Source organism: Herbivorax alkaliphila (genome assembly GCF_030848475.1).
Taxonomy (GTDB): Bacteria; Bacillota; Clostridia; order Acetivibrionales; family Acetivibrionaceae; genus Herbivorax.
Genome location: NZ_JAVDDS010000016.1, coordinates 53,423 through 74,024 on the forward strand (window position 1 = coordinate 53,423; position 20,602 = coordinate 74,024).

The following is a 20,602-nucleotide window of genomic DNA, read 5'->3' on the forward strand; positions in this document are numbered from 1 at the left end:
GCAAATTCGTATTCTGTAAAAATCATTTAATCAACTGTAGAAAGTAATAACTTATTAAAGGAGTGATATTAATGCAGGATTCGCTTAATTTAAAACTTGATTGGGATGTCACAAGGATAGATTTTATTTATCAAATTGAAATGCTAGATATAAAAGATATGGGAAGCTATGTCCATGAATGTCTACTTCCAAATTTACAAAAAAGCTACAAGCATACTAAGCAATATCTTTCTACTTCTTCACGCAAAAATATTTACAGTATAAAAAAGCTTTTGGCAGATTTAATTGAAGATCATAACCACATAAAAATTTCCACACACGAGGATTACGGCTCAGAATATTTTACTAAACATGAAGCACTGTTTTTATTAACTGAAAGTTTAAATTTAATACATTTTTTTGCAGCAATTATTAAGGAAAAAACCAAAGACATTTATTGGAATTCCGAATACAAAGTATTACTACAAACCATTATAAAATTAACACAACTTTTAAGAAAAGATATTCAACATCTTATCGAGATGGAATAATATTCTCAAAAAACCTCCTATTATTTATTAACATATAGCACAAATAGTTGAATTAAAAAAGTAAATTATGCCACAATTAATCGAAGATTTACATTTTTATAAAATTTTCAGTTGATTAAATATTCTAAAAAATAGCTCTCATATTAATTTAACTTTAAACTTCTTTTATTTAAAACGGTCTTTTACAAAAACCCAAGTAATATTTCGGAATCTCATTAATTGCCTTGCTAAATGATAATTCAATCTTTTAGCAAGGTATTTTTTTTCAAATATTCCAATGTTTTTTAAAAGTTTGTTATGAAAGTATTTACATTTTTTTATTACATAAAAAATTAATTTATATATAAAAATATTACATGAGGTGATATTTTTATTATGAAAAAAAGAATTGTTCTAATACTACTATTTATTTTGATGTTTACTTCAAATGTTTTTGCTCAACCTTTAGAATATACTGTTGTGCCTGGTGATACTCTTTGGAAAATTGCTGTAAGAAACCAAATTGGTTTAAGCGAAATAATTTCAGCAAATCCACAAATTGAAAACCCTAGCCTTATTTATCCTGGGCAAAAAATAACAGTACCTAATATCGATGATATTAAAGCACTTGAAGATGAAGTAATCAGGCTTGTAAATTCTGAAAGAACTAAAAATGGACTTCCAGCTTTAGAAGCTAATTGGCAGGTTTCAAGAGTAGCAAGATATAAATCTCAGGATATGATTGACAAAAATTATTTCTCTCATACCTCTCCTACTTACGGCTCTCCATTTAGAATGCTTGAGTCTTTTGGAGTCTCTTTTTCTGCTGGCGGAGAAAATATTGCAATGGGGCAAAGAACTCCTTCAGAAGTAATGGATGCATGGATGAACTCACCTGGCCACAGAAACAATATATTAAGTCCATCATTTACTGAAATTGGAGTAGGTCTTGCTAAGTCAGAAGATGGCAGATACTATTGGACTCAAATGTTCATCAAGCCATAAAAGTTCATTTTAAATGGTTTTAATCTAACCATATGCATCAGTTAAAAATTTACTTTGTTTTATGATTAAGTATTATTCAAAGGGTAGAGTTTTTAAAACAAAAAAACATTTCAAAAAAGTAGTATCATAAAAAGGTCATGCTTTTAAAAGTATGACCTTTTTGATATATTTAATATAATGAAAAGAACTGCACTTATATTGAGGATGAAACCATAAAATAAGACAAGTTTATATTTAGCGTTAAGTATGGGAATTTTAGGTTTTTTAAGGGGGCAAATATGAATTATACTTCAATAAAAAAAGGCGTTTTTTTAAATCGACCAAACAGGTTTATTGCAAATGTACTTGTAGATGGCAAAACTGAAACAGTTCATGTGAAAAATACAGGTAGGTGTAATGAGATACTTATAAAAGGAGCTTCTGTTCTTTTAGAAGTATCATCTAACGCAAAAAGAAAAACCAAATATTCCTTAATAGCAGCATACAAAGAAAACACCTTAATTAACATTGATTCTCAAGCTCCTAATAGTGTTATTTACGAAGCTATCAGGCAGGGTAAAATAGAAGATTTTAAGGATGTTTCAGCTATTAAAAAAGAAGTTACCTTTAAAAACTCCAGATTTGATTTATATTTCGAAAAAAATTTTATAAAGGGATTTATAGAAATAAAAGGTGTCACCTTAGAAAAAGACGGAATAGCTATGTTTCCTGATGCTCCTACCCAAAGAGGAACTAAACATATACTCGAAATGATAGATGCAGTAAGTAAAAACTATCAAGGTTATATTATTTTTCTAATACAACTAAATGGTATAAAGTACTTTACTCCTAACAAAGAAATGGATCCTAACTTCGATAGAGCTTTAAAAAAAGCCAAAAACAAAGGTGTTAAAATACTGGTTTATGATTCAATTGTCAGTATAAATGGACTTAAAATTGGAAATCCAGTATCTTCTACTGTATAAAATTAATCTTTTTTAGCAAAAACCCCATTTATCAGTTTTGACCTACGACACTTTCCTTTAAACTATCCTAAATGACCAAGTGAAATCCTTTATCTTATAATCTTCCGGTGGAGACTCAACTGTACCTGAAGACTATAAGATAAAAAAATTTTTAATTTTCTTGTAATTGATATCTATTGCGTGTTAAAATTAAATAGTTATTATAATGGGGGAAAGTTTTTGTTTTTAAGAAAGGGGTACATTTATGACAGGAAATTTAGAGATTTCTAATATGATTTTTGGTCTTTTAGGTGGATTAGCTATATTTATATATGGTATGAACCTTATGGGTGATGGTCTTCAAAAAGCTGCTGGTGAACGCATGAGGCGAATATTAGAAGTTTTAACCAATAATCCTTTCATAGGTATTTTAGTTGGAGCATTGGTAACACTAATGCTCCAAAGCAGTACAGCTACTACTGTTATGGTTATTGGTTTTGTGAGTGCAAAGTTAATGACACTTCCGCAGGCTGTAGGTGTAATTATGGGGGCTAACATAGGAACCACCATTACAGCCCAACTAATTGCTTTCAGAGTCGGGAGCTATGCTTATTTAATAGCTGCCATAGGTTTTGTGTTATTTTTCTTTTTCCATAAGAAAATAATTAAGTACATTGGTCAAACTATTTTTGCCTTTGGGCTTTTATTCATAGGTCTTAATATTATGAGTGATGTAATGAGACCTCTATCTCAAAGTGCAATGTTTGAAAATATTATCCAACAAATTTCTTCTGTTCCTGTGCTAGGCCTTGTTATTGGAGCTTTGCTTACGCTAATAGTTCAAAGTAGTAGTGCAACCATAGCAGTTTTATTAAATCTATCCCAACAGCAAGGTGCTGATGGACAAGCTTTAGTAAGTCTTCATGCAGCCCTTCCTATTCTCTTTGGTAGCAATATTGGGACAACAATAACAGCTATGCTGGCATCTATAGGAGCAAGAATAAATGCTAAAAGAGCTGCTATGGCACACTCAATATTCAACATTACCGGTGCAATCATATTCATGATGTTCATACCTCTTTTTGCTAGATTTGTTGTTTTTATTTCTCCTAAAGGAATAGAAACAGAAATAATCACTAGGCAAATAGCAAATGCACATACATCATTTAATATTATTAACACCCTCATATGGTTGCCATTTATATTTTTACTTACAAAAATAGTTACATTTTTTATAAAGGGTGAGGAAGATACTTTAGAAAAACGAGTATTATACCTTGACTATAAGTTTTTAAACAGTGCTTCTATTGCAATGGATTTTGCAACAAAAGAGCTTACTAGAATGGCGGAGTTCGCTCAAGAAATGGTAAATGATTCAAAAAAAGCTTTTATAGAATCAGATGCAACATGTGCAAAAAAAGTCCATGAAGTAGAAGATATTGTTGATATACTTCAATATGAAATAGTTAAATACCTCTCTACAATGCTCTCACAATCTTCTCTTACAGAACGTCAGTCAATAAGACTTGCTGGTCTTATGCATATAACAAATGATATCGAGCGTATGGGGGATCACTGTAAAAATATTGCCGAGTTTGCAATGGAAAAGAAAGAAAAGAACCTGCCATTTTCTGAGGAAGCTATTAATGATATTACTGAAACTTTTAACAAGCTGAATGACATGGTAAAACATTCCATAAAATCACTTGGCCAAGATGACACTTCTCTAGCAAAAGAGGTGTTATCAGAAGAATCTGAAATTGACAATATTGAAGTTACTCTTCGTGATAGACATGTGAAACGGCTTGAATCAGGACTTTGTAATCCAACTTCAACTATTATTTTCGTTGAATTAATTCACAATTTAGAAAGAATTGCCGACCATTGTAACAATATAGCAGAAGCGGTTTTGCATGACTTAGAGGATTATGAAAGTTGTAATAAATGTTTAAATAACAATACTAAAACTTCATAGTAAAATTTCAACTTTTTATAAAGCATCTTACTTAACCTTTTCACACTTTTAAGGGGGATAAATCCCCCTTAAAGTTTACTTTACTGCTTAATTAACTACTGATTTTGTTGTTTTGCGTTTTGAACTTCTTGCTCTGCCTGTTGAGACATCTGCTGTAGTTGATTCAAGTTAGTTAGTTCATTTGCAAACTCAGCTTTTCCCTTTAATTGTTGTGCCACCTGATTAATTTGTTTCAACTGGTTTTGTGCATTGTTTAGATTCTGTTCCTGTTTCTGATTCTTCAAACTAACACCTCCTATTTAAGTAAGTTCATTATTTAGTTTTGCATATTAATGAGCTTTTTATACTATGAAAATAATGTTAAAATTTCAAGAGCCTATATTCATTACTAATTTAATAGAGCCTCTTTAAATGCTGTAGAATCGGTAATTGGTGTCTGACACGAAAAATTTTCACATATATACGCTGTTGCCTTGCCTTCAATGGATTTATAATTTTCAATAAAAGGAGTCAATTCCTGTAATTCCTTGTTTTCTTCAGAGTAAAACATTGATATGGTAAAAGGCCTGAAATCTTCTCTTATAATTTCTATTAAGTTTTTCGTATCCTTGCCTACTAATACCACTTCTTTTGATCTTGCCTGAGAAAATAACACTGCTGTTAAAAAGAATGTATACCCTCTTGCAAATCTTCCGAAATTTGTCCCAAATAACTTAAACATATACTGAGCTTTTTCTTCTAATTCATATTGACCAGTAAGACGGGCAAGTCTTAAAAAATTTAATGCTGCAACTGAATTCCCCGAAGGAATAGCTCCATCATAAGTTTCTTTTGGACGAGTAATAAGTTGTTCACTATCACTTCCATAAAGAAATAGTCCTCCCTTTTCATTATCCCAAAAGAATTTTAATAAATCATCATTTAACTTGACTGCTCTTTTAAGGTACATAGGTTTATATGTTGTTTCATACAGTTCAATAAGTCCCCATATTAAAAATGCATAGTCATCAACATAAGCAAAAATTCCAGCTTCACCATCACGATACCTTGCCAAAAGACGCCCATCATCTCTTATAAGTTTTGAAAAAACAAAAGATGCTGCTTTTTGGGAGGCTTCTGTATATTTTTCACTTCCTAGAACTCTTCCCCCAATGGCTAATGCTGCTATCATAAGTCCATTCCATGAAGTAAGAATTTTATCATCTTTATATGGATGAACTCTTTTTTTACGATATTCAAAAAGCTTTCTACGACAAGCTTCTATAAGTTCTTTCTCCTCGTCGGGTACTGTGCGTTTAATAAGATTTGGAATATTTAAACCTTCAAAATTACCCTTTGGTGTAATATCGTAATATTCACAAAACTTCTCCCCATCTTCCTTACCTAAAACATCTATAATTTCATCAGGAGACCATACATAAAACTTTCCTTCTACCCCTTCAGAGTCAGCATCTTCTGCTGAATAAAAACCTCCTTCAGGAGAAGTCATATCTCGCAATATATAGGTAAATATCTCATGTGCTACATCAGCGTATTTCTTATTTCTTGTCGCCTGGTAAGCCTCTAGATAGGCAATAGAGAGTAATGCATTATCATAAAGCATCTTTTCAAAATGAGGTACTAACCATTTACTATCAGTAGAATATCTACTAAACCCAAAGCCTATATGATCGTATATCCCACCTTGATACATTGAATCTAAAGTTTTTTCCACCATTTCAAGAGCATATTCATCTCTAGTTTTATACCAATATCTGAGTAGGAAAAACAGGTTATGAGGAGTAGGAAATTTAGGACTGCTCCCAAAACCTCCATAAATGCTGTCTAAATCATACTTCAATTGAGAAAACCCTTCATGAATTATATCTTCAGATACTTCCTCAACACTTTCTTCCTCATATTGATTGCTTATCACTTTTAAAATCTGATTACTTGATTCAACTAAAGAATCCCTTTTATTAACCCATGCATTATATGCATTGTCCAATATAGTTAATAAACCGTTCATTCCCATCCTGCTAGTTTTAGGAAAATACGTTCCTGCAAAAAAGGGTTTTTTATCAGAAGTCATAAAAACAGTTAAAGGCCATCCTCCATGGCCTGTAAGTGCTTGGCATACACTCATATATATGTTGTCTATATCTGGTCTCTCTTCTCTGTCTACTTTTATTGAAATATAGTGCTCATTAAGTAGTCTGGCCACTTCTTCATCTTCAAAAGACTCTCTTTCCATTACATGACACCAATGGCATGTGGAATAGCCAATAGAGAGAAAAACAGGCTTGTCCTCCTGCTTTGCTTTATCAAAAGCTTCCTGTCCCCAAGGATACCAGTTCACTGGATTATAAGCATGTTGTAAAAGATATGGGGATTTTTCATTAATTAGTCTATTTGTTTTGGCTGTAGTTGACATTTTAAATCACCACTTTTCATTAATTTAAATTTATCTTCTAATACAGTAATATTCCTTTACTATTATTTCAAATAAGCAATTATATATTCAATAACATTATCTCACACTATTCTGAGAAACTCGAAGTTTTTTGTTAGGTATTTATTTATGATTTTATAGAACAATTCAGTAGTCCTTTCATGATCATGTGTTAAAATTATATCTGCGGTATCTGAGCAATTAAGTGCTCTCCCGACATATGGGACATCTTCGTCTATTCTTCCTAATATTGCTTCTTCTTTTTCCATTCCGTAAGGAGCACCTTGAATATCTAGGAAGTATTCCATCTGATTAAATGTGCAACGAACATCTATATAATCAAACATCTCCTTATCATTAAAGAATTGCAACTTTATATTTTTAAAATGTGGCTGGACATAACCTAACTCTCTCAAAAAGGATTGTATTTCTATTCTTCTGTCATTTCTCGAGTATACGTACCATTCGCTTTGAGACTTGTTCCACTTTTTTTCATACTCTTCACCACTAATGTCTCCTCCTTGGTCGAAGTGGGGAAAGCGAAATACTTTTATTGGCCTTTTAATCCCAATCATCATGTAAATATTATCAATTATAGTATCTGTTATTTGTATTGCTTTTTTTGCTTGCTCAATGGATAAATCCGAAAAATGCTTATGACTATATGAATGATTTCCTATTAAAAACCCTTTTCCAATGGCATATGCTGCATCATTTTCGTATGATTCAAGATTTTCTCCAAGGCAAAAGAATGTCGCAGGTATATTATGGGCAGATAGGAAATCCACCTTATCTTTAAAATCTTTACTTGGTCCGTCATCAATAGTAAGATAGACTTGCTTTGACATAGCCTTAATTCTCCCTTCCTATTTATTTCTAAGAATGACCCACCATCCCAGTCCTTATAACATCTCTTCTCTAAAAAAGCATCAAGACTTAGATAGGTTTTATCTTAGTCTTGATGCTTTTAGTATAGTGAATAAATATCAAGTGCGCGATAAAACTGGAAACATTAGTTGATTATTTTTTAAAAAATCCGAATTATTTCCTAAAACAAAAAGCGTTGTATCTTCTTCGTTTGATACATTAACATCACAAGACTCTGTATCTATAGGCGTAAAACCAAATACTATTTTATTAATATTTTTATCAACCATTGCTTCAATAATATCATTCAGAGATACATCCAGTGAAGAAAACACATCATTTAAATATATGGTTCCTTCGTCAAATTCAGCTACGACAATACTATCCAGTGTTTCAATGTAATAAACATTCTGACTCATAAATGATGTACAGTGAAACATTGCTAGTGATTCATTCCCACGCATTGAAATCTTTGAAACTGGGGCAGAACCGTTAATTTTATTTAATAGAAAGTTTCTATTTTCAATATCTGTCATGTCTAATTTTTTAATATTTAATGTTTTGTTATTTTCTTCTACTTTTTTTGAATGTTGATACTCATTTACTTCAATGAAACCAAATTTGGGATAGAAATTGCGAACACTATCATTAGCAAAAAGATAAATTAAATCACATTTATTTTGCCATTCATCCAGTATTTTTTCCATAATAAATCTATTTAGACCCTGTTTCCTGTAATCTTTATCCGTCATAACTGTTCCCATTTGTATAAATTTCTTTTTTTCTCCTAGTATCAAAAAGTCAATAACACTAACAAATATACTAGAAATAACCTTTTCTCCATCTAATAATATGTAAGGAATATATTCGTCTTTCCAGTATCCATTTTGATACCATTCTTCAAAATCAAACCCATAAGTTTGTTTAGTTAAATTGTTATAACTGGCTCTTATTTCTTTGTTATCTTTAAAATTTTTCGAGTACCCGTAAATCTTATCACCTATCTTAACTTGTTCCACTGTAAAAAAACCTCCATTTTTATAAATGATAATATCTTTTAAAATCCAATCAACTTTCAAAACTTCTAATTTCAAGCTAAAGTCTTACCTATTCCTATTCGATTCTGACCAATGAAATGTCCTTCGTCTGTCTATCCAAAGAATTTCTATAGCCTTATCTCGTGCAAGAATTCGCGATCTGCGTCCGATTGCTAGTTCCTCTGTTTCAGCCGCTTAAGGCAACTGCCCTTTGCGGGTGAAATTGCAGGAACTATATTGTTGAACAAAGTTGGGAGCTTAGAGAAGCAAGAGCCACAAGGATGCGACCACCTTAATCCTTCGCACCTTTAATCACCGCTTGTCTTTAAACAATAAGCACTTCCATCCAAATGACGCTTGTTCTTCACTGAGCTTCAACTCGTCGAAATATACAAATCCGTTATCTTCTGCGACTTCATTCAATCTCAATTTATTGTGTAAATAGAAAGGTCTGTTATATTGAACTCCTTCTAGTTCAATTTTACTACTTTCTTCCCATATCCCATTTCCTTCTACTACCACAATCATAACATAACCTTCCGGCCTAATAACTTTTTTCATATTTCCAAAAACCAAATTCAATTCTTCATCCTCAATATGTATAATAGATGCTATCGCAACAATCCCATCAAATACACCAAAAGATTCGTCTAGTTTCCTAAAATCCATAATTTCAAATTGACATTGAGGATTCCTTTTTCTAGCTATTCTAATGGGTTCATCTGAGAAGTCAATCCCAGTAACTCTTGCCCCCAATTTATATAAACGCATACTTTCGTATCCTGCACCACAACCCATATCCAATATTCTAGGGTTAGGATTTAATAAATCTATGAAGTTTTTCAAAGTAGGCAATAAATCCTCATTTGAATACCATTCATCTGCAAACTTCTGTGCAATGTCGTTATAAAATCTCTGAATTTCTATATTTATATTTTCCATAAAAACTCCTATCAAATAAATATTATGTGCCGAAGGATTACCTTGGCAAATCGTCACAGGGCTCACCGTTCTTTGCTCGCACTTTCGCACAATGACAGGTTTATACTACTATGAAGTAGTTAAACATTTATCTGTGCGACCTCGTGTCGCACCGTTCAGTATTGAAGAAGTCTTTGAGCTCTAGCGCTTGCACTTGGAGAAAAGATTTTGGTGTAGCGTAGCGAAACCTTCAATGCATTGTTGAGCGAAGTGACCCCATAAGAAAATTTTTATAAACATACTCTAAAATTTTTTTATGTATAAAACATTATTTCCTATCTTTAATTAAACACCGATTAATTTTTCTATTTTCTCAATTATATATACATCTCATAATTCATTTTTTTAGTACTAAAAAATACTCTTATCAGCAAAAAAAAATAAGCATCATATAGTATCCATCTTATTTTAAATGCTAATGATATAAAATCTTTTATGTTTAAATCATAAGGATTTTTATTTAAGGCTTTCCGCCTTTAATAACTTTTATTTCTACATCTTGCTTTTCTAACTTAGATGATAATTCTTTTACTTCTTTTTCTATGAGTATAACTTTTTCATATAATTGATTATATCCATCAAAAAGAGCTTTTGAATTGATATCTAAACTATTCTCTATCTTAACAATATCAGTTTTATCTGATTTTAAATCTAATTTCTTGTCCATTTTCTCTAATTTCTTGTCCATTGTCTCTAATTTCAAGCTTATATCCGAATACATTTTTGTCATGAACTCAAATACTTTATCGTCCATCTAAAACACTTCCTTTAAATATAATATCATTATTATATCATTTTTCCATTTGTTTAGAAATATTATCCTAAGAAAATTTTATTTTTCTTTAGAGTTACTATCTATTTTAAAGAAAATCATGTCTCTTCAAAATATAATGCTAATTGTAATAATAGCTAAAAAGCCTCTCCTTGTTCAGAGGTATTTCGTTCAACGTCCCGCAGGTTTCCGAAGTTCATGAGGTCTAGGGCGACTGCCCTTACCGAATGAATTTGGATGCAGCGACGCAGGAGCAAAATTGGAAACCTTGCTGTTATGCGATAGCCAGATTGGCTCTAGATATTATCTAACAAATATTTTATATCTTTATTTAAATTTTCTTTAATATAATTGTTGCTTAAATAATCTGGCTCATAATAAGTTCCCATTGCCGCAGATATTTTTATTAATAAAGCATATATTGCTACTTTTTTCTCATCAACTTGATTTTGATAGCCTTTTAAAAAGCTCTTCCAATTAAGATTGTCAATTTTCATAAAAGGTGGGTACTTGATTAAAGCTAAATTACATACAGGATCCCACCACAAAACATCACCTAATCCTGTAAGTTTTGAAATGTACCATTCTGATTCTTCTTTCAAAAATGATATTGTCCAACAAAATGAACTATAATGAATTAATGTAGGTTGATGATCCTTTAAATAACTCATATTTTGTTCCCATGTTTTTATAACTGCTTCATAATTTTCTTTAGATAAATAACCTTCCTCTAATGCTTTTTTACCACTCCCATTTACAATTTCTGCATTAAACATGTATTCTGTTGGGAAAACACCTAGATATCTAACTTTATATGGGTCTTCTCCACTAATTAAGCCTGAATTTTCACTATGTATAGAATGTATTCTATTGAATAATTTTCCCAATGTATTATATACTTGATTTTTTTCCTCTCTATCACTTTGTAACCAGAGAGTAGATAATTTTATACCCTCTAAATACTCTACTATATAAAATATACAATTAATTTTATCCAGAGTGAAGTCCGTCTTTATAATCTTAGGAGCAGGTATATTATTCTTTAGAAATATATTTATTACACCAATTTCAGCTTTAAAATCTTCTGCATCCTTTAGTTCACCAAATTTTATACAATACCTTTTATTATTGTTTAAAGTAAAATATATTACATACTTGCCGTTCCATAAGTCTGATTTTTCTTTAACCCAATAACCCCGTTCATTCACAGATTTTATCTTGTTTTCTGGAAATAAGCTCTTAATAAGATTTATTGATTTTTCTAAATTTATCACAGTACACCTCCATCTGGCTTTCGCAGTCACGGTAGAACTGCCAGTTACCCAACAGCCCCCGCACAGATCCCAGCGTGCGGAATTACCGCACTGGGCTCCTCAAATATACTCGCTTCCGTAATTTAAACAAAACTATAATCTTCAATACTCATTTGCTTGTATAGACTTTTTAGAATCCTTGGCTTTATTAAACCATAGTATTTCATCTTTTTATTAAATTCCTCAAAGTTAAATCTTTTCCTCTGACTTCTTCTATTAAGCCATTTATAAAGAATTCCTGTTGCTATACTATAGAACTTGTTTATTTTAATGCTATTTCCTTGTATTGCATAGTAGTTAAAATATCCTCTTAATTTTCTGTTTACCATATCTACTATTTTCCTTATACGATTATTCCTGTTTTCTTTACACCATGCTGAAAATGCCTTTAATGATTTTGTCATTCTCTTGGGGTTTGTCTCCATAACTATGTAGTCCTTCTTATTTCTTGATTCTTTCCACCTAAAGTCAAAACCTAAAAAGCTAAATTTGTTTCCTAAGTGCTTTTTAAATTTGGAAAATGATACCATTACTATTTTCTCTTCTTCTAGCTCAAGACCAAACTTTCCCAATCTCGTCCCAAGTTCACTTAGTAGCTTTTCTGCATCTTCTTTGTACCTGAATCCAAAAATAAAGTGAGTAGACTAAGGGAACCTCCCCCTCAGTCTCTCTCAGAACCGTACGTGAACCTCTCAGCTCATACGGCTCCCATTATCCAGCCGTTGGTAATACCCCCAGCTTCCAGTGTGCAAACAAATTTCTATCCCTTAGTGCTATACTACCTAACCAGTACTCCGCTTTTCTCTTATGTTTTCGTTTTTTGTACTGTATCCGTGATGGCTTTTCCGCCTTAGATAGCTCCTATCTTAGGCTGAAAGCTATGGGCCGGATGACCCGTAAGAATGCCCTTTACTCAGATACGTTGATATATACTGTTTTCGCCATTCTCCAACGGATTACACAAAAGACTTTTTTTGTTTCAAATTTATTATTGGAATTTCTACATCTATAACTGCTCTGATTCTCTTTAATATGTCCATTCCTAACAAACCTGATATTTCTCCATGTGGATCAATATTTCCAAAATCTACTTCAATATTATCTAATAGAATATTTCCAATCTCAATTTTATCAACTGTCCTACAAAAAAATTTCATTTCCCCTCCAACACCTCTTGTTTTCAACACCTTATCAGAAATGCTTGGGACAATACCAATATCTTCAACAAATTTGGAATTAAATATTGACTGTGCTGCACCAGTATCAATAGCAACATTTTTCAATACCTTTGATTCCCCACCAAAACTTATAATTATATCTGTACAAATCAACATATCATATACATAAACATTCATTTATCTAACCATCCTATAACCAAAAATATTTCTAATTTCAATAAAAATTTTATCATTTGAAGTATTATATACAACTTCATTCTCAGAGCACTTAACCAATTCTCTTCCAGCTTCTAAGTCGGAGTTGATAATTTCTATAACTTCCATATCATCAATAATTTCTTTGTTTCCCTCAACATGGCTTTGAAGTATCTTAAGTTTCAACCATTTATTAGGATATTTTTCCCTTAAGTCTTCCCATTTCATTTAATCACCACCAATATAATCTCTTTATATATATTATATCAAACTTATGTTTTAAAAACATAAGTTTGATATAATATATCTTCAAAGTTTCAACTTAAAACATGGCGAAAATTGCATATATCGTTTATCGAGTAGCTAGAAAACAGGTGAAATCCCCCCTACTTTCTTTGCTCTCACAGAACCGGACTTACGTTTGCCGTATCCGGCTCCTGAAAATTCTCTCCAAACTACAATTGATTATAGTAGTTTGACAACAACCCAACTTTATACTTTGTTAAGTCTATGAGTCCGAGTTCATCAAAGTATTTGTTGCCTAACAACATATGTATAATATGGACTTTTGAATTCTTCCATTTGGCTACATCCATCTTTTGTCCATTTCCTTTGATATCCTTACGTCTCATCTCTTTGTGCATTTTCTTATAGGTTTTCCATTGTTTCATCCTTATCATTCTTAGTCGTCTTCTTATCCACTGCATTAACTATCTTATTATTACTTTACAATTTGCAGCTCTATAATAATTTATCCAGCCTCTTATGACAGGATTAAGTTCCTCAATTACTTTTTCTATTTCCCTACCTGAATTTCTTTTTGTAATTATCCGAACTTTATCTTTGAATCTTTCAACCCTCTTTGGATTTATGCATAAGTTCTTTTCCCTGATTATAAATCCAAGGAAAGCAACTCCCTCATGTACACTGGTTATACTAGTTTTCTTTTGATTTACAGTAAGCTTCAATTCTTCCTCTAAAATCTTTGTAGCATATGTTTTATAGTTTCCTGCTGTCTGTTTGTCCAATGCAAAAATTAAAATATCATCTGCATATCGAACAATCCGTATGCCCTTATTTTTCATCTTTTGGTCGAATAGATTTAGATATATATTGCTTAATAGTGGTGATATTACCCCACCCTGTGGGCTTCCGATATCTGTCGTGAAGAAGTTTCCATCCTTCATTACTCCTGATTTCAGAAACTTCCTTATTAGACTTAATACTTTTCCGTCGCTTATCTTCTATGATACTGTACTAATTATAAGCTCATGATCTAATGTATCAAAGCACTTACTTAAATCCATGTCAACTACATATTCCAGTCCGTACCTATTCATAAAACGTTCTGCTTTTGCTACTGCTTGTTGTTGTAAAAGTTTAGGACGGTATCCATAACTTGAAGGGTGAAATGTCTCCTCAAAAATGGAACCTATAATATTCACTACTGCCTGCTGTACAACTCTACCTTTGACTGTAGGAATTCCTAGTAATCTTATTCCACCATCTGGCTTTTCAATTTCTACTCTTCTTACTGCACTCGGTTCATATGTGTTGGTTTTCAGTTCTTCATGAAGAAACTTGAGTTTCTCCATCTATTCCAGGAGCTCCTTTATTCTTTTTAACTCTATTGAATGCTTTTCTCAAATTTTCTATTTGATATATTTTATCAATGAGGCTGTACCATTTCTTCATGACTTCCCTCCATTGTTGCTGTATCTCCTGTCTGTCCTGCTTAAGCTATATGTTATTCATGTAAGTGTTCCAACGTCTCTAGCCTATTGGCAATCTTATCTTCACTCCTTACAACTACTTCATATCCATGTCGTCATTACTACCAGCAAATTCTTTTATGCCAATAATACGTACCTTCCAGCATTTCAGCCTTCTTTTAACATTTTCACTCTTGCATTTTATTCATTCTGATACACTTTGAATTTTCTTCCGCCCTTCGCATCTATTACAAGCTTTTGACTTGCAACAGTCACAACGACTTAAAGCGTTGTGTCACATATGTTTTACCCTCCAGTCTGTTACCAGCCTTCCTCGGCATATGCTTATTCACTACTACGGCTTCATCTGCATACTGCAATCTAATCTTATCTCTTGCTCTCGCTTGTAGACAAGACCTACAGCTTCGAGTACAGTACTTCCAAGGTTAAGTTGCTCCGCCTGTTATTAAAACGACCCTCCTAACGTATGTAGTTCAGCTAATTTTAGGACTTTCCCACCTGAAGCAGGGTTATCCGCTACATCCGCCAACCTTGGTTCATTTACATTCCGTTCCAATAACCGCCATCAGCTTCCTTCAGACCCTTTCGTCACCGAAAACGCCCTTGCCTACAGCTTGTCTTCCCATTAACTAGGTGACAGGTTTTCTTTCAAACCATCGGCTCGGCAACATGCCTCGCGAACTTCAGAGATGACAAGGACGGCACACCCTCTAATTATTTTTTCTTCTATAGAGCTAATCTAAGTTTAAATATTCTATTTCAGATAAATCCGGTTTACACCTTAAATATGGGTATTCAGGACAATTTTCTGGTGTTAATACTATTTCCTTCTTAATTGCTTTAGAAGTTTCTTTAATAAAAACAATAATTTCTTTGTACAAATAATCATTAATTACTTCTCTTGGGTCTATATCCAGCTCAATCTCATCTACTGAAAAGAAATTACAGTTTATTGTTATTGAATCAATATTTATAACCATACGTATAGCATATTCTTCACTTAATTTAAAAAGTTCTTCTTGAGAAAAGCAAGAATACTCAATAATATTTCCATCTTTATAAAAATCAATTGTCCACTTTTCTCTTTTTAAAAAATCTAAAAATATTTGCCAATCATTCTCTTCTGTATTTTTTATATAGATATCTCGAAAACTTCCATCACAATAAAATATTTTCCGAACTTTGTCATCCATTAATTTTCACCCGATTTTATTAATCTACAAAGCCATTCTTAAAAATCCGCCCATGGACGGGCGGCCAACATCACATTGCGTATATCGTCGAGCATGGAAGAAGCTCTAGAGCCAGACCCTATTAGAAAGACCGGTGAGCGTGCTTGCACTGGCGATGGAATTTGGTGCCGCATGCTTCATGCTCCTTCTCCAGAGAACTTTCTTCGTGCTCTTCTAACCCGTACCTTTACTTCCATGCATTGTTAGATGTAGTATCGGCATTCAGATAGAAAAAAGGCCTATGCCTTTTTTACCTTTTTCTTTTCAATCCATTCTTTTATACTTTCTTCATTGTATTTTCCTTTGGCAACAACCAACCCAAATTCTATCAAGTCTTGTTGCGTATATTTAATTTCAACATCATTCAATCGGAGTAATAATAACATTACTGACACACCAATTCTTTTATTCCCATCAATAAAACCATGATTATTAATAAGACTATAAGTAATAGCGGATATTTTATCAATTATTTCTTTATATAAATCTTCCCCACCAAAAGTTTGAAAAGGCTTATTTATAGAACTTTCAAGCAAATCCTCATCTCTTATCCCCTTACTTCCACCAGTTCTTTCAATAATTTGATTATGAAAAAACTCTAATTCCTCCAAATCAATAAACTTCATTATTTTGCTAGCTCCTTTAATGCTTCCTCATTCTCTTCAATAACAGAATCCATTAATTCCATTTTTTCTTTTCTTTCCTTTATTTTCAGAAACTCAACGAAATCAATGACTTCTTTCTTCTTATTTTCTGATAATTGTTCAAAATCTTTAATAAGTTTCTCTGCTAAACTCATTTTCTATCATCTCCAAATTAGTATTATGTCTTTAATATTATTATACCCTATATTTGTTAACTAGTCACTAAAAAACTGACCTTCAAAGCCCTTCTTTTACATGCCGATATTAGCATCTAACGTCAGTTTATGTGATGGCTAGTGCGGAAATAACCAATTTTCTTCAAATTATTGATTAACCCCTTCCCTATATTCCATCAATCTTTTTTCATATTCCTTTGTTTTATGATATCCACATGATTTATATTCATAGCACCATCCACGATATATACAATCAGGAACACATGCTTCATACAACTCTGGTTCTCTTTCCTTTACTGTCTCTAATAAACTTTCCCATGCTTCTCTTGTCTCTTTTGATGCTTGCATACATAATCTCTTACGAGAGATATTAATCATGGCTTGAGCCGAAGCCAAAATTTCATGTTCCACAGTATTCCCTTGAGATAATTCATCTCTATTTAATCCTGTTCTATCTGTTCTTTGTGTTCTTACCCAATGTTCAATTCCGTATTTATGTCTCACAAGATGAACAGATACCCAATACTTGAGTTCATACCATTTAGCATTGATCAAAAGTTGTCTGATAGGAGAATGCTCTGATAAAAGCATTCTCCTTTTCCAATTTGAGGTTGGTTCCCCAGTACCAGCCTCTTTATTTATTGTTGTTCTAGCTGAATCAGCTACTTCTCTCCATGTTCCTTTAATACTTAACAATTTGCTTTTCATTCTAATCTCTCCAATTTTTCACATATGTTTTTTAAGAAGAATCTAGCACTATCTGTCACATAACGTCTGCCAGTCACAACGGCTTTGAGCCTTAGTGCAAAAGCACTTGGCAAAAAGCTGTGGTGCGGATTTACTTCTTTGGATTTAACTCTCCGCACCTTTGCGTGACTGGACTTGATATATGATGTTGGATGCCCCCAACGAACAAGAGTCGCCATTCATGGCGACTCCTTTAAGCATAAGCTAATTTACCTTTGGGCTTCGGAATAGGTCTTCCCAACAACTTTGCAGTTTCAATCCATTCACTAATTACAACTTGAATGTTTTCTAACACCTCGTTATAAGAGTTTCCATCTGCCATACATCCAGACAATTCAGGAACTTCTGCTAAATAAGCTTGGTCTTCCTCACTCCAATAAATAATAATTTCATATTTATACATTAAATTCACCTCCAAGTTTATATTTCAAAATCACTTGACGAACCTGCTTTACTTGGTACGGTTTAGATTTTGAACCCACTGGTTGGATATTAAGTATCTCTTCAAGACCAGCTTTTGAAAAAATATGATGACTACCTTTTATTCTTTCATTAAAACCAAGAGTTTTAAGTATTTTACATAAATCATTAAACTCAATATTTTTATCATTTGTCCCTGATAGAATTTTTATCAGGAGTTTTTCTAATTGTCCCATAATTTAATCTCCTCAATATATATTATATCAAATATATATAATTAATCATACAAATTTTAAATACTTTATAGATTACTTATAAAACTACAAAGAATCTAAGAAAGTATGCATCCAATATCATATATCGTCTAGCATGGAAGACGTTCCTGAGTCGAACCCGTAAGAAAGGCCCGTAAACGGCAGCTTGTCTGCCCGACGACGGAATGTGGTGCTGCATTCTTGATTCTTCTTATCCAGAGAATTATCTTCATGATATACTAACCCGCACCTTCACTTCCGTGCATTGATATATGAAGGAATGTGCTCAGCTACGAAGTCCTGCCCAAAATTACTTTTTGTAAACCGTTAAATCAACTAAATCTATAATTAATCCTGCTGTCCTTAGATAATCCAACCCTAACAACCCATTTACTCTTTCAAAAGGATCAATTTCACCAAAATCTATTTTAATGTTTTCTAAAGAGATATTACCTTCTAAAGATAATTTATCAATTCTTTTCCTGACAGAGCTATATTGCACACTTCCATAACCCGAGGTTTTAACAAGTTCATCAAATTCATTCAACATCCAATTCTTCTAAATAATCCGTAAGAATAATAGTATGAAATGCTCCAGTATCAACAATTACATTATCAATCATTATTGATTTATTTCCATGCGAAAGTATAACAGAAGTATATAACAGTCCATTTCTATATTGCAGTTCATTCATAGTTATACACCTCTTCTAATTCCAACGTGCTTTACTAATTCTATTATTACTTTTTCATTCTTTGTGCTATAAATGTACTGTCCTTCTTTTCTATGAACAAATTCTTTCATAGCTTCTTTCCCATCAACAATAGCCTTTATAACTGCAACATCCTCTACAAATTCCTTATCACCTTCAATATGCGATTCGATAATTTCAAATTTTACAAAACAATCTGGATATAACTTTTTTCATTTACTTTTTCGCCATAAACTGGGCATAATTCTTTTTGATTATTCCACATTCTTCTTAAAATGTCTCTCCCATTCATACTTTCAAAGAGTCTATAACCTTCCCTTTCTTCAAAGTAAGCTTTCCATTCAATATCATAAGGGTTGGCTTCTTTTCTTATCTTTATATGTCTTAATATCTTTGTGTCAGATGCTCTTTTAAGTTTAAAGAATCCTTTATCTGTTTTAGATGCAAAAACCCAATTGCGAGTATCTATACTATGAAAATATCTTCTTTTAATCCATTTCTTGCCCTTCTTTGGATGTCTTCTACAACACCATTGCCATATTTTGTCGAATATCTGTTTATCAACATATCCAAATGCTTTTTTTGAAACTTTATGTCTATGATAGTTTGCCCATCCTTGTATCTTTGGGTTTAGAATCCTTATTAAATCTTCTTGTTTCATCATTTTATTCTTTTCAATGGTTTTTCTAATGCTTGTTAGAAATGCTTTTATATTTGAATTTGATGGTTTAGTTAATAGTTTATCTTTATATTTTCTTATGTTCTTTCCCAAAAAGTCAAACCCATCATTTATATGAGTTATTAATGTCTTTTTAGATGATAATTCCAAGCCTCTTTCTTTTAGAAATTCTTTTAGAATAGGCATTACTTCGTTTTCAAGCAGTTCTTTACTATGTCCTGCGACTACAAAGTCATCGGCATATTTTACTATTCTTACCTTTGGGTCGTGTCTTTCGTAATTAACTTGTTTTGCCTTGAATTTAGATACAAGAATTTTTTCAATATCATTTAAGGCTAAATTGGCTAGACATGGAGAAATTATGCCACCTTGGGGCGTTCCAGATTCAGTATCATAAAATTCTTCGTCGAATATTATTCAGCTTTTAGCCATTTCTCCAGCATCTTTTTATCTATTGGTACGTTATTTATCAACCATTCGTGAGATATGTTATCAAAACATCCTTTAATATCTCCTTCTAGAATCCATTTAGCTGAATTCTTTTGGCTTAAGATATTAAATAATTGTTCATTAGCATCTGCAGTTGACCTTCCAATTCTAAAACCATATGCATTATTGTCACATATGGTTTCTGCTACTGGATCAAGTGCAAGAAGATACAAAGCTTGTATAGCTCTATCTTTCATAACTGGTATACCTAAAGGTCTTTTCTTTTTACTGTTTTTCTTTGGTATGTATACTCTCCTTAAGGGCTGTGCCTTGTATCCTCTTCTTTTTAATAGTTTTATTGCTTGTTC

Annotated in this window: 28 protein-coding genes and 2 pseudogenes; 4 read left to right on the forward strand and 26 right to left on the reverse strand. The window is 32.3% G+C overall.

Annotated features, from left to right (window positions below):
• Positions 1 to 71: 71 nt before the first annotated feature.
• From RBH29_RS07720 to RBH29_RS07735, 4 genes are all read left to right on the forward strand, one after another.
• A complete protein-coding gene (locus tag RBH29_RS07720) occupies positions 72 to 530 on the forward strand; it encodes a hypothetical protein (RefSeq protein ID WP_306696205.1) in 459 nt (152 codons plus the stop codon).
• Positions 531 to 905: 375 nt separating this feature from the next.
• Positions 906 to 1,514 (forward strand): SafA/ExsA family spore coat assembly protein, encoded by a 609-nt coding sequence (safA, locus tag RBH29_RS07725; protein ID WP_306696206.1) that lies wholly within the window; start codon positions 906 to 908, stop codon positions 1,512 to 1,514.
• A 278-nt stretch (positions 1,515 to 1,792) separates the two neighbouring features.
• Positions 1,793 to 2,479, forward strand: a complete 687-nt coding sequence (gene sfsA, locus RBH29_RS07730) for a DNA/RNA nuclease SfsA (RefSeq protein WP_306696207.1) — start codon at positions 1,793 to 1,795, stop codon at positions 2,477 to 2,479.
• A gap of 244 nt (positions 2,480 to 2,723) precedes the next feature.
• Positions 2,724 to 4,433 carry a Na/Pi cotransporter family protein gene (locus RBH29_RS07735; RefSeq protein WP_306696208.1) on the forward strand — a complete coding sequence of 570 codons (1,710 nt, stop codon included), beginning with the start codon at positions 2,724 to 2,726 and terminating at the stop codon, positions 4,431 to 4,433.
• 95 nt (positions 4,434 to 4,528) lie between these two features.
• On the opposite strand, the gene RBH29_RS07740 is transcribed toward RBH29_RS07735, so the two are convergent.
• The 26 genes and pseudogenes from RBH29_RS07740 to RBH29_RS07865 form a co-directional block, all read right to left on the reverse strand.
• Positions 4,529 to 4,717, reverse strand: coding sequence for a hypothetical protein (locus tag RBH29_RS07740; RefSeq protein ID WP_306696209.1), 189 nt, complete (start codon positions 4,715 to 4,717; stop codon positions 4,529 to 4,531).
• A gap of 104 nt (positions 4,718 to 4,821) precedes the next feature.
• On the reverse strand, positions 4,822 to 6,846 hold the full coding sequence (locus tag RBH29_RS07745) for a thioredoxin domain-containing protein (protein WP_306696210.1): 2,025 nt from the start codon (positions 6,844 to 6,846) through the stop codon (positions 4,822 to 4,824).
• A gap of 101 nt (positions 6,847 to 6,947) precedes the next feature.
• Positions 6,948 to 7,712 carry a polysaccharide deacetylase family protein gene (locus tag RBH29_RS07750; protein WP_306696211.1) on the reverse strand — a complete coding sequence of 255 codons (765 nt, stop codon included), beginning with the start codon at positions 7,710 to 7,712 and terminating at the stop codon, positions 6,948 to 6,950.
• Positions 7,713 to 7,850: 138 nt separating this feature from the next.
• Positions 7,851 to 8,750, reverse strand: coding sequence for a GNAT family N-acetyltransferase (locus tag RBH29_RS07755; protein ID WP_306696212.1), 900 nt, complete (start codon positions 8,748 to 8,750; stop codon positions 7,851 to 7,853).
• A gap of 330 nt (positions 8,751 to 9,080) precedes the next feature.
• The gene (locus tag RBH29_RS07760) at positions 9,081 to 9,767 is read right to left on the reverse strand and encodes a class I SAM-dependent methyltransferase (RefSeq protein WP_306696213.1); all 687 of its coding nucleotides are present in this window, start codon (positions 9,765 to 9,767) and stop codon (positions 9,081 to 9,083) included.
• 442 nt (positions 9,768 to 10,209) lie between these two features.
• Positions 10,210 to 10,503: a hypothetical protein gene (locus tag RBH29_RS07765; protein WP_306696214.1), complete on the reverse strand. Its 294-nt coding sequence runs from the start codon at positions 10,501 to 10,503 to the stop codon at positions 10,210 to 10,212.
• 314 nt (positions 10,504 to 10,817) lie between these two features.
• Positions 10,818 to 11,795, reverse strand: coding sequence for a phosphotransferase (locus RBH29_RS07770; RefSeq protein WP_306696215.1), 978 nt, complete (start codon positions 11,793 to 11,795; stop codon positions 10,818 to 10,820).
• Positions 11,796 to 11,917: 122 nt separating this feature from the next.
• Positions 11,918 to 12,406 carry an RNA-dependent RNA polymerase family protein gene (locus tag RBH29_RS07775; protein ID WP_306696216.1) on the reverse strand — a complete coding sequence of 163 codons (489 nt, stop codon included), beginning with the start codon at positions 12,404 to 12,406 and terminating at the stop codon, positions 11,918 to 11,920.
• 384 nt (positions 12,407 to 12,790) lie between these two features.
• Positions 12,791 to 13,189 (reverse strand): retropepsin-like aspartic protease, encoded by a 399-nt coding sequence (locus RBH29_RS07780; protein ID WP_306696217.1) that lies wholly within the window; start codon positions 13,187 to 13,189, stop codon positions 12,791 to 12,793.
• A complete protein-coding gene (locus tag RBH29_RS07785) occupies positions 13,190 to 13,435 on the reverse strand; it encodes a hypothetical protein (protein WP_306696218.1) in 246 nt (81 codons plus the stop codon). It abuts the gene before it with no gap.
• Positions 13,436 to 13,662: 227 nt separating this feature from the next.
• Positions 13,663 to 13,914, reverse strand: coding sequence for a hypothetical protein (locus tag RBH29_RS07790; protein WP_306696219.1), 252 nt, complete (start codon positions 13,912 to 13,914; stop codon positions 13,663 to 13,665).
• Between the two features lie 3 nt (positions 13,915 to 13,917).
• Positions 13,918 to 14,175: a group II intron maturase-specific domain-containing protein gene (locus RBH29_RS07795; protein WP_306696231.1), complete on the reverse strand. Its 258-nt coding sequence runs from the start codon at positions 14,173 to 14,175 to the stop codon at positions 13,918 to 13,920.
• Positions 14,158 to 14,802 (reverse strand): annotated as a pseudogene (locus RBH29_RS07800) (reverse transcriptase domain-containing protein); the annotation flags it as partial. The gene RBH29_RS07795 and the pseudogene RBH29_RS07800, both read right to left, overlap by 18 nt.
• Positions 14,777 to 14,902 carry a hypothetical protein gene (locus RBH29_RS07805; protein ID WP_306696220.1) on the reverse strand — a complete coding sequence of 42 codons (126 nt, stop codon included), beginning with the start codon at positions 14,900 to 14,902 and terminating at the stop codon, positions 14,777 to 14,779. The gene RBH29_RS07805 and the pseudogene RBH29_RS07800, both read right to left, overlap by 26 nt.
• A gap of 772 nt (positions 14,903 to 15,674) precedes the next feature.
• A complete protein-coding gene (locus tag RBH29_RS07810; RefSeq protein ID WP_306696221.1) occupies positions 15,675 to 16,133 on the reverse strand; it encodes a hypothetical protein in 459 nt (152 codons plus the stop codon).
• 278 nt (positions 16,134 to 16,411) lie between these two features.
• Positions 16,412 to 16,798 (reverse strand): type II toxin-antitoxin system death-on-curing family toxin, encoded by a 387-nt coding sequence (locus RBH29_RS07815; RefSeq protein ID WP_306696222.1) that lies wholly within the window; start codon positions 16,796 to 16,798, stop codon positions 16,412 to 16,414.
• The gene (locus RBH29_RS07820) at positions 16,798 to 16,971 is read right to left on the reverse strand and encodes a DUF2281 domain-containing protein (RefSeq protein WP_306696223.1); all 174 of its coding nucleotides are present in this window, start codon (positions 16,969 to 16,971) and stop codon (positions 16,798 to 16,800) included. Before RBH29_RS07820 ends, RBH29_RS07815 begins: the two co-directional genes overlap by 1 nt.
• A gap of 168 nt (positions 16,972 to 17,139) precedes the next feature.
• Positions 17,140 to 17,700 carry a hypothetical protein gene (locus RBH29_RS07825; protein WP_306696224.1) on the reverse strand — a complete coding sequence of 187 codons (561 nt, stop codon included), beginning with the start codon at positions 17,698 to 17,700 and terminating at the stop codon, positions 17,140 to 17,142.
• A complete protein-coding gene (locus tag RBH29_RS07830; protein WP_306696225.1) occupies positions 17,697 to 17,918 on the reverse strand; it encodes a hypothetical protein in 222 nt (73 codons plus the stop codon). Before RBH29_RS07830 ends, RBH29_RS07825 begins: the two co-directional genes overlap by 4 nt.
• Before the next feature lie 14 nt (positions 17,919 to 17,932).
• Positions 17,933 to 18,142, reverse strand: a complete 210-nt coding sequence (locus RBH29_RS07835; RefSeq protein ID WP_148893276.1) for a type II toxin-antitoxin system HicB family antitoxin — start codon at positions 18,140 to 18,142, stop codon at positions 17,933 to 17,935.
• Positions 18,135 to 18,395, reverse strand: coding sequence for a type II toxin-antitoxin system HicA family toxin (locus RBH29_RS07840; protein WP_306696226.1), 261 nt, complete (start codon positions 18,393 to 18,395; stop codon positions 18,135 to 18,137). Before RBH29_RS07840 ends, RBH29_RS07835 begins: the two co-directional genes overlap by 8 nt.
• Before the next feature lie 328 nt (positions 18,396 to 18,723).
• Positions 18,724 to 18,963 carry a hypothetical protein gene (locus RBH29_RS07845; protein WP_306696227.1) on the reverse strand — a complete coding sequence of 80 codons (240 nt, stop codon included), beginning with the start codon at positions 18,961 to 18,963 and terminating at the stop codon, positions 18,724 to 18,726.
• Complete coding sequence (locus RBH29_RS07850; protein WP_306696228.1) at positions 18,953 to 19,108, reverse strand: hypothetical protein; 156 nt, start codon at positions 19,106 to 19,108, stop codon at positions 18,953 to 18,955. Before RBH29_RS07850 ends, RBH29_RS07845 begins: the two co-directional genes overlap by 11 nt.
• 202 nt (positions 19,109 to 19,310) lie before the next feature.
• Complete coding sequence (locus RBH29_RS07855; protein ID WP_306696229.1) at positions 19,311 to 19,898, reverse strand: group II intron maturase-specific domain-containing protein; 588 nt, start codon at positions 19,896 to 19,898, stop codon at positions 19,311 to 19,313.
• A pseudogene (locus RBH29_RS07860) lies at positions 19,899 to 20,222 on the reverse strand (reverse transcriptase domain-containing protein); the annotation flags it as partial. It abuts the gene before it with no gap.
• On the reverse strand, positions 20,219 to 20,602 hold a 384-nt coding region (locus RBH29_RS07865), incomplete at its 5' end, for a reverse transcriptase domain-containing protein (RefSeq protein WP_306696230.1). The pseudogene RBH29_RS07860 and the gene RBH29_RS07865, both read right to left, overlap by 4 nt.